Origin of the sequence: Nonomuraea cavernae (genome assembly GCF_014646355.1) — a bacterium.
GTDB classification, from domain to species: domain Bacteria; phylum Actinomycetota; class Actinomycetes; order Streptosporangiales; family Streptosporangiaceae; genus Nonomuraea; species Nonomuraea cavernae.
Genome location: NZ_BMNH01000003.1, coordinates 334,972 through 348,142 on the forward strand (window position 1 = coordinate 334,972; position 13,171 = coordinate 348,142).

At 71.5% G+C, this 13,171-nt stretch carries 13 protein-coding genes; 10 read left to right on the forward strand and 3 right to left on the reverse strand.

Translation table 11 applies throughout. The features are described from left to right. Positions 1-33: 33 nt before the first annotated feature. The 5 genes from IEY82_RS08410 to IEY82_RS08430 all read left to right on the forward strand — a co-directional run bounded on the left by IEY82_RS08410 (position 34) and on the right by IEY82_RS08430 (position 5,539). Positions 34-630, forward strand: coding sequence for a nucleotidyltransferase (locus IEY82_RS08410; RefSeq protein WP_189123433.1), 597 nt, complete (start codon positions 34-36; stop codon positions 628-630). A 235-nt stretch (positions 631-865) separates the two neighbouring features. Then, positions 866-1,747 (forward strand): DMT family transporter, encoded by an 882-nt coding sequence (locus IEY82_RS08415; RefSeq protein WP_189123434.1) that lies wholly within the window; start codon positions 866-868, stop codon positions 1,745-1,747. 218 nt (positions 1,748-1,965) lie between these two features. Beyond that, positions 1,966-4,116, forward strand: a complete 2,151-nt coding sequence (gene secA2, locus IEY82_RS08420) for an accessory Sec system translocase SecA2 (protein ID WP_225262427.1) — start codon at positions 1,966-1,968, stop codon at positions 4,114-4,116. A gap of 48 nt (positions 4,117-4,164) precedes the next feature. Continuing rightward, complete coding sequence (locus tag IEY82_RS08425) at positions 4,165-4,539, forward strand: VOC family protein (RefSeq protein ID WP_189123436.1); 375 nt, start codon at positions 4,165-4,167, stop codon at positions 4,537-4,539. 115 nt (positions 4,540-4,654) lie between these two features. Next, positions 4,655-5,539, forward strand: a complete 885-nt coding sequence (locus tag IEY82_RS08430) for a DMT family transporter (RefSeq protein ID WP_189123437.1) — start codon at positions 4,655-4,657, stop codon at positions 5,537-5,539. On the opposite strand, the gene IEY82_RS08435 is transcribed toward IEY82_RS08430, so the two are convergent. Further along, positions 5,442-6,602, reverse strand: a complete 1,161-nt coding sequence (locus IEY82_RS08435) for an FAD-dependent monooxygenase (protein WP_189123438.1) — start codon at positions 6,600-6,602, stop codon at positions 5,442-5,444. The two genes, IEY82_RS08430 and IEY82_RS08435, sit on opposite strands and share 98 nt — an antisense overlap. Before the next feature lie 85 nt (positions 6,603-6,687). Here IEY82_RS08435 and IEY82_RS08440 point away from each other — a divergent pair, with 85 nt between their 5' ends. Continuing rightward, positions 6,688-7,293 carry a TetR/AcrR family transcriptional regulator gene (locus IEY82_RS08440; protein ID WP_225262428.1) on the forward strand — a complete coding sequence of 202 codons (606 nt, stop codon included), beginning with the start codon at positions 6,688-6,690 and terminating at the stop codon, positions 7,291-7,293. A 13-nt stretch (positions 7,294-7,306) separates the two neighbouring features. Here the strand turns inward: IEY82_RS08440 and IEY82_RS08445 are convergent, their stop codons facing one another. Next, positions 7,307-7,885: a GNAT family N-acetyltransferase gene (locus IEY82_RS08445; RefSeq protein ID WP_189123439.1), complete on the reverse strand. Its 579-nt coding sequence runs from the start codon at positions 7,883-7,885 to the stop codon at positions 7,307-7,309. Between the two features lie 107 nt (positions 7,886-7,992). Between IEY82_RS08445 and IEY82_RS08450 the strand changes: the two genes are divergently transcribed. From IEY82_RS08450 to IEY82_RS08460, 3 genes are all read left to right on the forward strand, one after another. Then, positions 7,993-9,195: an acyl-CoA dehydrogenase family protein gene (locus IEY82_RS08450; protein ID WP_189123440.1), complete on the forward strand. Its 1,203-nt coding sequence runs from the start codon at positions 7,993-7,995 to the stop codon at positions 9,193-9,195. A gap of 110 nt (positions 9,196-9,305) precedes the next feature. Then, the gene (locus tag IEY82_RS08455; protein WP_189123441.1) at positions 9,306-10,466 is read left to right on the forward strand and encodes an acyl-CoA dehydrogenase family protein; all 1,161 of its coding nucleotides are present in this window, start codon (positions 9,306-9,308) and stop codon (positions 10,464-10,466) included. Beyond that, on the forward strand, positions 10,463-11,602 hold the full coding sequence (locus tag IEY82_RS08460; protein WP_225262430.1) for an acyl-CoA dehydrogenase family protein: 1,140 nt from the start codon (positions 10,463-10,465) through the stop codon (positions 11,600-11,602). Before IEY82_RS08455 ends, IEY82_RS08460 begins: the two co-directional genes overlap by 4 nt. Here the strand turns inward: IEY82_RS08460 and IEY82_RS08465 are convergent. Continuing rightward, entirely contained in the window at positions 11,573-12,163 is a 591-nt protein-coding gene (locus tag IEY82_RS08465; RefSeq protein WP_189123442.1) for a TetR/AcrR family transcriptional regulator, read from the reverse strand. The two genes, IEY82_RS08460 and IEY82_RS08465, sit on opposite strands and share 30 nt — an antisense overlap. Positions 12,164-12,349: 186 nt before the next feature. Here IEY82_RS08465 and IEY82_RS08470 point away from each other — a divergent pair, with 186 nt between their 5' ends. Further along, positions 12,350-13,120, forward strand: a complete 771-nt coding sequence (locus IEY82_RS08470; RefSeq protein WP_189123443.1) for a nuclease-related domain-containing protein — start codon at positions 12,350-12,352, stop codon at positions 13,118-13,120. The last annotated feature ends 51 nt before the right edge of the window (positions 13,121-13,171 follow it).

The following is a 13,171-nucleotide window of genomic DNA, read 5'->3' on the forward strand; positions in this document are numbered from 1 at the left end:
TCTATCCGGCGATCGTAGGGGTAGCCCGCTCACATGGGCAGCCACAGTCACGCGGTCACCGACGCCATTCTCGACACCCTCAAGCGGGCGAGTTCGGGGCTGAAGGACGCCGGTGTGAAGTTCGCGCTGGCCGGTGGTTGCGCGGCCTACGCCAGGGGAGCGGCGCCCTCGTTGCACGACGTCGACTTCGTCCTCACCGAGCACGACGTGCCCGCCGCCCTCGACGCGTTGCGCGGATTGGGCTTCCAGACCGCCAAGCCGCCGGAGGACTGGCTGGTCAAGGCGTTCGACGAGGGCCGGCTGGTGGATCTGATCTTCCGGGTGTCCGACCGGCCGATCACCGACGAGCTGCTCGACCGGGCCGAGCCGATGAAGGCGTCGGCGGTGATCGTGCCCGTGCTGGAGGCGACCGACCTGGTCATCTCCTGGCTGCTGCCGCTGTCCGAGCACGCCTGCGACTATGGCGGGCTGCTGCCGCAGGTGCGGGCGCTGCGCGAGCAGGTCGACTGGACGCGGGTCGCCACCGTGACGGCCGACTCGCCGTACGCCGCCACGTTCCTCACCCTGCTCGAACGCCTCGGCGTGCTCGACACCCCGGTGCACGCCACGGGCGACCCGGCGTGGCCGTGACAGGCGTCGGCCGTGACAGGCGTCGGCCGTGACAGGCGTCGGCCGTGACACCGGCGTCGCGGGCGAACCGTGACGGCCGTTAGGGTGTGATCGTGCCACGCTTTCTGATCTGCTCCCCGCCGCCCGCCCCGTAGCGGGCGGCATCTCCTGATTTTTCCGGATCTCTTCGATCCGGGGGTGGACGCTGCCCGCACGACGGGCCCACTTCCGACCACTCCATTCGGAGAGATCTGTCATGACCCCTGTTTCCGCCCGGCGGGGCGCGTTCTACGTGTCCGTGGCCGCGACCGCCTGGGGCACCGGCGGCGCCGCCGGGTCGCTGCTCTTCCAGTCCGGCGGGCTCGGCCCCGTCGGCGTCTCCCTCTGGCGCTACCTGCTCGGCGCCGCCTTCCTGCTCGCGCTGACCCGCCTCACGGGCGGCCGGCTCGACCGGTTCAGCCCGCGGGTCGTCGTCGTGGGCCTGGGCATGGCCGTCTACCAGACGGCCTACTTCGCCTCGATCGCCGAGTCCGGCGTGGCGGTCGCGACCGTGGTGACGATGGGCGCCACCCCCGTCCTCACCGCCCTCGGCGGCCGGATCCTGCTGCGCGAGCGGCTCGGCCGCGTCGGGCTCACCGCCCTGGCGGCCGCGCTCGCCGGGCTGGCGCTGCTCACCGGGGAGGCCGCGGTCGAAGGCGGCGGCGGTCTCGCCGGGATCGCGTTCGCGTTGCTGTCGGCCGCCGGCTACGCCGGGGTGACGGTGTTCTCGCGGCGTCACCAGGACGACCCCCAGGGCACGGCCGTGGGCGGGTTCCTCGTCGGCGCGATCTGCCTGATGCCGTTCGCGCTGGCCGAGGGGGTGCTGCCGGAGCTCAACCTGCCGTCGGTGGCGCTGCTGCTCTATCTCGGGGCGGTGCCGACCGCGCTGGCGTACGGGTTGTTCTTCCGTGCGCTGACCGCGCTCGACGCCACCACGGTGTCGGTCATCTCGCTGGTCGAGGCGGCGGGCGCGGCCGTGCTGGGCGTGGTGCTGTTCGGCGAGCGGCTGTCGCCTCTCGCCTGGGGCGGGTGCGCGTTGTTGTCGGCCGCCGTGGTGGTGCTCACCGCGAGGGCCGGTTCCACGGCCGGTCAGGCGTGATCGGACCGCCCGGGTAGCGGAGCGGAGTGACGGTGCGGCCCGTCTCATGGGTTAGGGTCCGGTACGGCGACGCATGTCGTACCGTCGCTCCGCTCCTGACTCCGTCCAGACCTCATGCATAGGGGCACAAGGGGAACGGTGCCGACGAAGTGTGCGTTGGAGGGACTGTGGCTTCGATTTCCGGAATTTTCAGAAATCTCCTGGACCGTCCGGGGGGCGTGAGTCTGAGCCCCTACAAGAAGGTCGTCAAGGCCGCCGCCGACCGGGCCGACCGGGTCGGCAAGCTCGACGAGCTGCCGCGGCCGTCGATGGACGATCTGGCAGAGTTCTGCGCCGTCGCGCGCGAGGCCGCCGACCGCACCCTCGGGCTTCGGCCGTACGACGTGCAGCTGCTGGGCACTCTCGCCCTGCTCGACGGCAAGGTGGCCGAGATGGCCACCGGCGAGGGCAAGACGCTGTCCGGCGCGATGGCCGCGGCCGGCTACGCGCTCCAGGGCAAGCGCGTGCACGTGATGTCCGTCAACGACTACCTGGCCAGGCGCGACGCGGAGTGGATGGCGCCGTTCTACGAGGCGATGGGCGTCACGGTCGGCTGGATCGGCCAGAGCTCCACGCCGGACGAACGGCGCGAGGCGTACGCGAAGGACGTCACCTATGGGCCCGTCAGCGAGATCGGCTTCGACGTGCTGCGCGACCGGCTGCGCACCGACGCGAGCGAGCTGATCGTGCCCGCGCCCGAGGTGGCGCTGATCGACGAGGCCGACTCGGTGCTGGTCGACGAGGCCCGGGTGCCGCTGGTCATGGCCGGCGCGTCCGACGCGGGCAGCGCGGTGCCGGAGATGGCCATCCTGGCCCGGCAACTGGTCAGGGGCTACCACTACGAGGTCGACGACCAGGCCCGCAACGTCTACCTGACCCCCAAGGGCGCCGACACCGTGGAGAACCTGCTCGGTGTCGAGCTCTACGACGAGCACGAGCCGGGCGTCCTGATCGAGCTCAACCTGGCCCTGCACGCCCACGCGCTGCTCACCCGCGACGTCGACTACATCGTGCGCGACGGCAGGGTGCAGCTGATCAACCCCTCGCGCGGCCGGGTGGCGCTCCTGCAGCGCTGGCCCGACGGCCTGCAGGCGGCCGTGGAGGCCAAGGAGACGCTGGCGCCCAGCGAGAAGGGCGAGATCCTCGACTCCATCACCGTCCAGGGCCTGATCCGCCGCTACCCGCAGATCTCCGGCATGACCGGTACGGCGGTAGCGGTCAGCGAGCAGCTCGGCGAGTTCTACGGGCTGAAGGTCGCGGTGATCCCGTCCAACCGCCCGTGCGTCCGCAAGGACGAGCCGGACCGCATCTACCCGACCGTGCCCGAGAAGGACGCCGCGCTGGTCGAGGAGATCCAGGCGGCCCATGCCACCGGCCGGCCCATCCTCATCGGCACGCTCGACGTGGCCGAGTCGGAGAACCTCGCCACGCTGCTGCAGCGGCGCGGCCTGGAGCCGGTCGTGCTCAACGCGAAGAACGACGCCGAGGAGGCGGCGATCATCGCCAGGGCGGGCGAGCGCGACGCCATCACCGTCTCCACCCAGATGGCCGGGCGCGGCACCGACATCCGCCTCGGCGACGGCGTGCCCGAGCTGGGCGGCCTGTACGTGATCGGCTCCGGCCGCCACGCCAGCAGCCGCCTCGACGATCAGTTGCGCGGCCGGGCGGGCCGGCAGGGCGACCCCGGCGGCTCGGTGTTCTTCGTCAGCATGCGCGACGAGCTGATCACGCAGTTCGTCGCCGACGAGCGCCCGCCCGCGGCCGACTCCGACGGCCTGGTGCGCCACCGCCGCGGCGCCTACCTGGTGGGCCACGCCCAGCGCATCGCCGAGGGCGTGCACCTGCAGATCCACCGCAACACCTGGCGCTACACCCGGCTGCTGGAGCACCAGCGCGAGCTCATCCTGGAGTGGCGCGACAAGGTCCTGCACGGTGACGCGGCCGCCCGCGCCCTGGCCGAGAAGGACCCCGAGCGCTGGGAGTCGATGCCCGCCGACACGCGCGAGGAGACGGCCCGGCAGATCGTGCTGCACGCGATCGACCGGTGCTGGACCGAGCACCTGGCCTTCCTCACCGACCTGCGCGAGGGCATCCACCTGCGGGCGCTCGGCCGGATGAGCCCGATCGACGAGTTCCACCGCGAGGCCGTGGCCGAGTACAAGTCGCTGCTGGGCGAGGTCGAGCGGCGCTCGCTGGAGTCGTTCGAGGCGCCCGAGCCCGACCTCAAGCGTCCCACGGCGACGTGGACCTACCTGGTGCAGGACAACCCGTTCGGCACCGAGTGGGACCGCATCCTCAAGCGGGTGTCCTCGGCCACGCGCAAGACCTGATCCACCTACCTGACAGAGGATGGCAGGTACGGCTGGGAGCCTCTGAGCATGACAACGAAGGCGAAGCTCCTGGCCGTCAGCATTGACTGCGCGGAGCCCAAGAAGCTGGCCGAGTTCTACCACGAGGTGACCGGCCTGGACATCCTGTACTCCGAGGACGAGTACGCCGGGGTGGGCGACGGCACCACCGCCATCTACTTCGGCCGGGTCCCCGACCGTGAGCCGGCGGCGTGGCCGGGGCCGGACAAGCAGTTCCACCTGGACTTCCGGGTGCCGGATGTGGAGCGGGCCGTCGAGGAGTACATCGCGCTGGGCGCCACCAGGCCCGACTTCCAGCCGGGCGTCACCGAGGAGGGCGTCGGCTGGATCGTCCTGCGGGATCCCGAGGGGCATCTCTTCTGCGTCTGTCCAGAGAAAGAGTGACGGCGCCGGCGGATGAAGAGGCAAGGATTGGCCTAAAGGGTGATTCCAGCGGTCGGCCCGGGACCTAAGCTTGAGCAATGCTCTTGACGGGATCTCTGCGCCTACGCGGGCGCACATGAGCTGGGCCGGGCTGCTCATCGCCCTGGCCGGTGCCCTCGGCTACGCGCTCGGCGCGGCCCTGCAGCAGTACGAAGCAGTGGTGGAGGGCGCCTCGCTCAAGTTGGTGAGGCGCCCTCGCTGGTGGATCGGCGGCATCATCGGGTTCACCGGAGCCTGCCTGCACGCCGTGGCGCTCAGCCTCGCGCCGCTGGTCGTGGTGCAGCCGATCAGCGTGGCCACGCTGGTGTTCGCGGTGCCGCTGGCGGCGTTCATGTACGGGCGCAGGCCGTACAAGGGGGAGATCTTCGGCTCCATCGCGGTGGCCGTCGGGCTGCTCTGGCTGATGATGCTGGTCCCCACCCACAACGTCACGCCCCGGCTGGGCAACGGCGCCGCGATCGCGTTCATCGCGGTGATCGGCATGGTCGTGCTCATCACGCAGCTGGCCGCGAGCCGGGCCCGCGGTCCGGCCCGGGCCCTGCTGCTGTCAGTCGCGGCGGGGGCCGTGACCGCCAGCGTGTCCACGTTCGTCCGGGTGGTCGGCGGGGGCCTGGAGGGCGACCTGGGGCGGTTGCTGCACTGGTTCACCCTGGCCGTGCCGGTGCTGCTGGTCGCCGCCGTGGTGCTGCTGCAGCGGTCCTACGCGGTCGGCTACTTCGGCATCGCCTACGCCGGCGTGCAGGTGATCGACCCCATCACCTCGGTGCTGGCCGGTGTGATCCTGCTCGGCGAGCCGCTGCCGACGAGTCCCGCAACGGCCATCCCCGCCCTGCTCGCGGCCGCGCTGACCATCGGCGGCACGATCACGCTCGGGCGGCTGGCCCCCGACCACTCGAAGCCGGCACCGGTGGAGTCCAGTCCAGCACCTCGTCGAATGAACGCAACATCAGATCTGGGCTGAGCCGTCCGGCCAGCGACATCGCCAGGTCGCGAAGCCGCACCGCCGCAGGGGCGCGGGTCTTGGTCGCCCGGCAGACGGTCATGCTACGGCGCACGATCCCGGCGGTTCGGCGCAGCCGGGCGTCCGTGTAGCCGGCGAGGTCGCCCCCGGCCACCTGGGCGAGCACGACCGCGTCCTCGATCGCCTGGCAGGCGCCCTGGCCCAGGTTGGGCGTCATCGGGTGGGCCGCGTCGCCGAGCAGCGCCACCCGGCCCCGGTGGAGGGCGGGCAGCGGGCGGTCGAGGTAGTGGACGTCGTTGCGCAGGATCCGCGCCGGATCCACCGCGCGCAGCAGCTCCGGGATCGGTGCGTGCCACCCGCCGAACCCGCGTAGCAGCTCCTCGCGCTCGTCGGCGGCCCTGGCGGCGGCCGGCGCCAGGTCGGTCGCGTAGAAGTAGACGAGGTCGCGGGCCAGTTGGTGCACGCCGAACACCCGGCCCCTGCCCCACGTCTCCGTGCTCCGCACCGCGGGGCCCGAGCTCGGCACGAGCCCGCGCCACGCGGTCACCCCCGAGTAGACCGGCCCGGGATGCTCCGGGAAGAGCGCGCTCCTGGTCGCCGAGTGGATGCCGTCGGCCGCCACGACCAGGTCGGCCCGGAGGTCGCCCGCGGCGGTGCGGACGGTGCCGGTGCCGGGGTCGACACCGGTGACCGTGGTGCCCAGCCGCAGGTGCCGCTCGCCCAGGGCGTCGGCGAGGACCTCGGCGAGCGTGGCCCGCAACATGACGACCACCGAGTCGCCGAACCGCTCGCGTGCCCGCTCCTCGCTGGTGCGCATCAGCCACCGGCCGTCGGGGCGGCACACACCGGCCTCCCCTTGCAGCCTCGACAGCTCGCGGATCCGGTCGCCCAGTCCCAGCGTGTCGAGGGCGCGCAGCGCGTTGGCCGCGATGGCCAGCCCGGAGCCCGCCTGGTCCAGGTGCTCCGCCCGCTCCAGCACGGTCACGTCCCAGCCCCGTCGGTGCAGCGCGATCCCGGCGGTCAGCCCGCCGACGCCTCCGCCGATCACCACCGCGTTCGGCATGTTCCGCCTCCTTGTTCACTACGTCTGTAGTGTCAGCGTACTACGCCTGTAGTGAGGCCTTACTACCGGTGTAGTATCTGTGCCCGTGAAGCGCTCTGACCAGGTCGCGGAGGCCGCCATCAGCCTGCTGGCCGAGCGCGGCATGCGCGGGCTCACCCACCGCGCCGTCGACGAGGCCGCCGGTCTGCCCCCCGGCTCGACCTCCAACCTGGCCCGCACCCGCGCCGCCCTCCTGGAGCTGACGCTGTCACGCCTGACGGAGCTGGAAGAGCAGGCCCTGTCCGCCCTCCTGACGCCCGACGTGCCCGGAGGGACCTCCGACAAATCGCTCGACGGCCCCGAGGGGGAGGCGCGGAACCCGCTCGGCGACCTGCCGGGGCGCCTGGCCGAGGCGTTGCATGTGCAGCTCCGCGACCGCAGGCGCACGCTGGCCCGCTACGAGCTGGCCCTGGAGGCCACCCGGCGGCCCGAGCTGCGCGTGATCTACGACCAGGCGGGCCGCCGCTTCCGCGACCCCGCCGTCGCCCTGCTCGCCGCCGCCGGCTCGCCCGACCCCGTACGCCACGCGCGCCGGCTCGTGGCGTACGGCGAGGGCATCATGTTCGACGCGATAGCCGGAGCGGGCGCCGAACCGTCACTCGACGAGCTGCGCGCGGCGATGCGCGAGCTGCTGACCGGCATGCTGGCCTGACGAGGCCGGGCGTTCAGCGGGTCAGGCGGGCCCGGTGGTCCGGCCACTCCTCCTGGAGGATGCCGAAGTAGACGGCGTCGCGCCAGCTGCCGTCGGGGCGCCTGCGCTGCCGGCGCAGGGTGCCCTCGTGCAGGCCGCCGATCCGCCTGATCGCGTTCTGCGAGCGCAGGTTGAGCACGTCGGTCTTGAGCAGGACCCGGTTGAAGCCCAGCTTGTCGAAGGCGTGGTCGATGAGCAGCAGCTTGCAGCCCGTGTTGACGGCCGTGCGCCAGAACGCCCTGCCGTACCACGTCCAGCCGATCTCGACGCTCTCGTCGAAGCCCGGCACGTCGCCGTAGGTGGTCCAGCCGGCTGCCCGGCCCGTCTGCCGGGGGATCACCGCGAACGGGACGTGCCGGTCGTCCTCGATCAGCATGCGGGCGATCTGTGCCAGATCGTCCTCGGAGCGGGGCACGGCGGCGGGGAGCCAGCGCCAGACCTCGTCGTCGTCGCCGCCCGCGGCGAACAGGTCGGGTATGTGGGTCATGGTGAGAGGTTCGAGTCGGACGACATCGTTCTCGAGCGTCACGGGTGACGGGAGCTTCGCGGTCATGGCGGTCAGGTTAGGTCCCGGCCGGGGAGGGCGGTTAGCGCCACATGCCGGTTTTTGCTGGAAACCACCTGTCGACAGACATACCGGCCGGTCGGTAGGCTCACGACATGGACTTCGCCTTCGACGCCGTCACCGAGGACCTGCGCGAACGACTGCTGCGCTTCATGGACGAGTGCGTCTACCCAGCCGAGGCCGCCTTCGAGGAGCAGGCGGCGACCAGCGGATGGAGCCCGCCGCCGCTGCTCGCCGACCTGAAGGACGAGGCCAGAAAACGCGGCCTGTGGAACCTGTTCCTGCCCGGTGACCACGGAGCGGGGCTGACCAACCTGCAGTACGCGCCGCTGGCGGAGATCATGGGCCGCAGTCCCAACCTCGCGCCCGCCGCCACCAACTGCGCCGCGCCCGACACCGGCAACATGGAGGTCCTCTCCATGTTCGGCAGCGAGTGGCAGCGCAAGGAGTGGCTGCGGCCGCTGCTCGACGGGGAGATCCGCTCGGCCTTCGCGATGACCGAGCCCGACGTGGCCTCCTCCGACGCCACCAACATCGCGACGTCGATCGTCCGCGACGGCAACGAGTACGTCATCAACGGCCGCAAGTGGTTCATCTCAGGGGCGATGAACCCCGACTGCAAGATCTTCATCGTGATGGGCAAGACGGATCCCGAGGCGCCGGCCCGCCGGCAGCAGAGCATGATCCTGGTGCCACGTGACACCCCGGGCATGCAGATCAAACGCGGCATGCACGTGTTCGGCTACAGCGACTCCGACCACGGCGGGCACGCCGAGATCCTTTTCGAGGACGTCCGCGTCCCGGCCGACAACCTGATCGGCGAGCAGGGCGGCGGTTTCGCCATCGCCCAGGCCAGGCTCGGCCCCGGCCGCATCCACCACTGCATGCGGCTGATCGGCATGGCCGAACGCGCCATCGAGCTCATGTGCCGGCGGGCGCTGAGCAGGACCACGTTCGGCAAGCCCGTCGCCCAGCAGGGCGTGGTCCAGGACTGGATCGCCGAGTCCCGCATCCGGATCGAGCAGTTGCGGCTGCTGGTGCTCAAGACGGCCTGGCTGATGGACACCGTCGGCAACCAGGGCGCCCACACCGAGATCCAGGCCATCAAGATCTCCACACCGATCACCGTGGAGTGGATCCTCGACAAGGCCATCCAGGTGCACGGGGCGGGCGGCGTCTCGCAGGACTTCCCGCTGGCCGCGCTCTGGGCCGGGGCCCGCTCGCTGCGGCTGGCCGACGGCCCCGACGAGGTGCACAAGCGGTCGCTGGCCCACCGCGAGCTCAAGAAGTACATGTGACGGATCGCAAGGGAGCCGGCCGAGAGGGAGCTGGCCGAGAGGGAGCTGGCCGAGAGGGAGCTGGCCGAGAGGGAGCTGGCCGAGAGGGAGCTGGCCGAGAGGGAGCTGGAGTGGACGAAGCGCAGCTCAAGGAGCGCACAGCCGCGTTCCTTGACCGGAACGACCCGAGTGGCGACAGGCTGGACTTCCTGCGGGCCAGGTTCGACGCCGGGCTGGCGTGGGTCTGGTTCCCCGAAGGGCTCGGCGGCCTGGGAGTGTCACGCGAACTGCAGCAGGTGGTCGAACGCGAGCTGGCCCACACCCCCCAGCTCAGCAGCGTCCAGGGCATCGGCCTGGGCATGGCGGCGCCGACGATCCTGGCGTTCGGCACCGACGAGCAGAAGCGCCGGTTCCTGAGGCCGCTGTGGACCGGCGAGGAGATCTGGTGCCAGCTCTTCAGCGAGCCCGGCGCCGGTTCCGACCTGGCCACGCTGGCCACGCGGGCGGTCCGCGACGGTGACGAGTGGGTGGTGGACGGCCAGAAGGTGTGGACGTCCGGCGCCCATCACTCCCGGTGGGCGATCCTGGTCACCCGTACCGACCCCGACGTGCCCAAACACCGCGGCATGACGTACTTCGTCTGCGACATGCACGCTCCCGGCGTCGAGGTGCGGCCGCTGCGCCAGATCACCGGCGAGGCCGAGTTCAACGAGGTGTTCCTCACCGGCGTGCGGCTCTCCGACGACCTGCGGCTTGGCGAGGTGGGCGACGGCTGGCGCGTCGCGCAGACCACGCTGATGAACGAGCGCGTCGCGATCGGCGGCGCTCCCGTCCGCCGCGGCGGCGGCATGTTCGGCTCGGTGCTGGAGACCTGGCGCGATCACCCCGAGCTGCGCACGCACGACCTGCACCAGCGGCTGCTGTCGCTCTGGGTGGAGGCCGAGGTGACCCGCCTGTCCGGCGCGCGGCTGCGCGAGCAACTGGTCGCCGGCCAGCCCGGCCCCGAGGGCTCGGGCATGAAGCTGTCGTTCGCCAGACTCAACCAGGCGCTGTCCGGCCTCGACGTCGAGCTCAGGCGCGACCTCGGCTACGACGACTGGACGTTCCGCCGCTCGGAGGGCGTTGACTTCTACGGCCGCGGGGCCGGATACCGCTATCTGCGGGCCAAGGGCAACTCCATCGAGGGCGGCACCTCGGAGATCCTGCGCAACATCATCTCCGAACGGGTGCTCGGCCTGCCCTCCGAGCCCCGCGTCGACAAGAACGTGCCCTGGAAGGACCTGCCCCGATGACGGCCGGTGTGGCGGAGGAGAAGGGGGAGCGCCCCATGACGCTGCTGTATTCCGAGGTCGAGGAGGAGCTGCGGGCCGCCGTGCGCGGGCTGCTCGCCGACCGCTGCCCGCCCGCGGCGGTGCTGAAGCGGATCGAGTCCGAGCCTTACGACCTCGACCTGTGGCGGACGCTGGCGGGCGAGATCGGCGTGGCCGGGCTGCTCATCCCCGAGGCGTACGGCGGCGCCGGGGCGAGCGCGAGTGAGGCGGCGGTGGTGCTGGAGGAGCTGGGCAGGGCCGTCGCCCCGGTGCCCTACTTCACCAGCGCGGTGCTGGCCACCCACGCGCTGCTCCAGTCGGCCGCCGTGGACCAGGCCGGTGATCTGCCCCAGGCGGTCGCCGTGGACCGGGTGCGTGAGCTGCTCGGCCGGCTGGCCGAAGGGCGGGCCACGGCCGCCCTGGCCGTCTCCTTCGCCGCGTCACCGTACCGGCCGGAGCGCGGGTCGGCGGTGCGGGCCGGCGACGACGGCGCCCGCCTGTCCGGCTCGGTCTCCGGCGTGGCCGGGGCCGACGTGGCCGACGTGCTGCTGGTGCCGGTCAACGGCGTCCTGTACCTCGTCGAGGGCGCGGGCGTCGAGGTCGTGCCGTCGCTCGACCTGACCCGGCCGGTGGCCACCGTCACCTTCGACGACGCCCTCGCCGTGCCGCTCGGTCCGGTGGACGTGGCCGAGGTGCTGAGGTTCGGCGCGGGGCTGCTCGCCTCCGAGCAACTGGGCGTGGCCGAATGGTGCCTCGACACGACGCTCGCGTACGTGAAGGAACGCCACCAGTTCGCCCGGCCGATCGGGTCGTTCCAGGCGATCAAGCACCGCCTGGCCGATCTGTGGCTCGACGTGGTCCGGGCCCGGGCCGCCGCCCGGGGAGCCGTCGCCGAGGGGTCGGCCGTGTCCGTGGCCGTGGCACAGGCGTGGAACGGCGACGTGGCGGTGCGCATCGCCGAGGAGGCGCTGCAACTGCACGGTGGCATCGGGATGACGTGGGAACATCCGGTGCATCTCTACCTCAAGCGCGCCAAGGCCGCCGAGATCGCGCTCGGCACCCCCGGCGACCACCGCGAGGCGCTGGCCTCACTCGCCGGCGTGCCCGGCCCCGAGTGAGGTGAGCAGCAGGTCGGCGAAGTGCCTGCCCACCTGGGCGCCGGTGAGCGGCCCGTCCGCGTGGTACCACGTGCCCAGGTGGTGCACGGAGCCGAAGAAGTAGTCGACGACGAGCTCGGCGGGCACCCGGTCGCTGAACGTGCCCGCCCGCTGTCCCTCGGCCACCAGGTCGCGGAAGCGCTCGTGGTAGCGGCGGCGCTCGGCCCGCACGGTCTTCTGGGTCTCGGGCGCCAGCAGGTGCATCGAGCGGAAGAAGATCTTCGAGTCGTCGAGGTTGGCCGTCGTGGTCTCCACGACGTCGGCCGCGGCTCGGTGCAGCCGCTCGGCGAGCGGCTCGGGGCCGTCGGCGATCGCGGTCAGCCGGTCCATCTGCATGCGCAGGAGACGGCCGTAGATCTCTTGCAACAGATCATCTTTTGAGCTGAAATAGTGATACATGGCGCCCTTGGTGACGCCCGCTGCCACTACGATCTCCTGGACCGAGGTGCTCTCGAAGCCGCGCTCGGCGAACAGCCGTGTCGCCGCGCCCAGCAGTCGCTGGCGTACCGGTTCCTCTTTCACCTGTGTCCCCCTCCATCACCTCGCTCAGCATACCGACTGGTCGGTTGATTGGTCGTCTCTTGGCCTTCTGGGTGCTATTTCCGTCACCTTAGGGTGCCCTTGCTTGGAGTGGGGTAATACTTGATCAGGCGAGGGATCTTCGGCGTGGCAGATCCTCATGGTCACAACTCATTCGGGGAGTTTGCCGTGCCTGGTGGCTCTATCTACGTGCAGCAGGACGAGAAGTTCACTGGCTCGTCGCCGCAGTGGTACTACGAGAAGTTCTGGCGCGAGGACGCCCGTAACCGGCAGAGGTCGCGCATCGTCAAGGCCGTCGCGGGCTTCGTGGCGGGCATCGCCCTGGCGCTCAGGTTCGAGGTCGCGCTCGCCCCCCTGTGCGGTCTCGTGCTCGCCGGGGTCGTGGCCGGCGCCGACTGGTGGCTCGACTGGCGTTCGTTCCGCGCCACCGCCGTCTGGCGCGGCAGGCGGCGCGGTGAGGTGATCACCCGTCGGCTGCTGCGGCGCGCGCTCGGCAGGCAGGGCTACCACGTCCTCGACGGGCGGGCCATCAGGGACCAGGCGTCCATCGACCATCTGGTGATCGGCCCCGGCGGCGTCTGGATCGTCGACAACGAGTCGTGGAGCCCCGACACCGAGATCGCCACCTACGCCGGGCGGCTGTTCTTCGGTGAGAGATACGGCACCAAGGTGGCCAAGCCGCTGGTCGACACCGCCGAGGCGTTCGCCGAGCTGCTGACCCGTGAGACCGGCATCCCGGTGCGCATCACGCCGCTGCTCGCCGTGCACTGCGGCTCGCTGCCGCGTGGCGGCGCGGTCGCCGCCGAGGGGGTCACCCTCCTCAAGCCGCGCCTGGTGGCCAGGGAGATCAAGTCCTCGCGGGAGACCGTGCTGAGCGACGAGCAGGTCGAGCTGCTCGCCCGCACCGCCGCGCGCGAGCTCCAGAGCCAGCGTTCCTGACCTCGCGGTCTGACCCCCGCGGTCTGACGCCCGCGGCCTGACAGCGTGGTC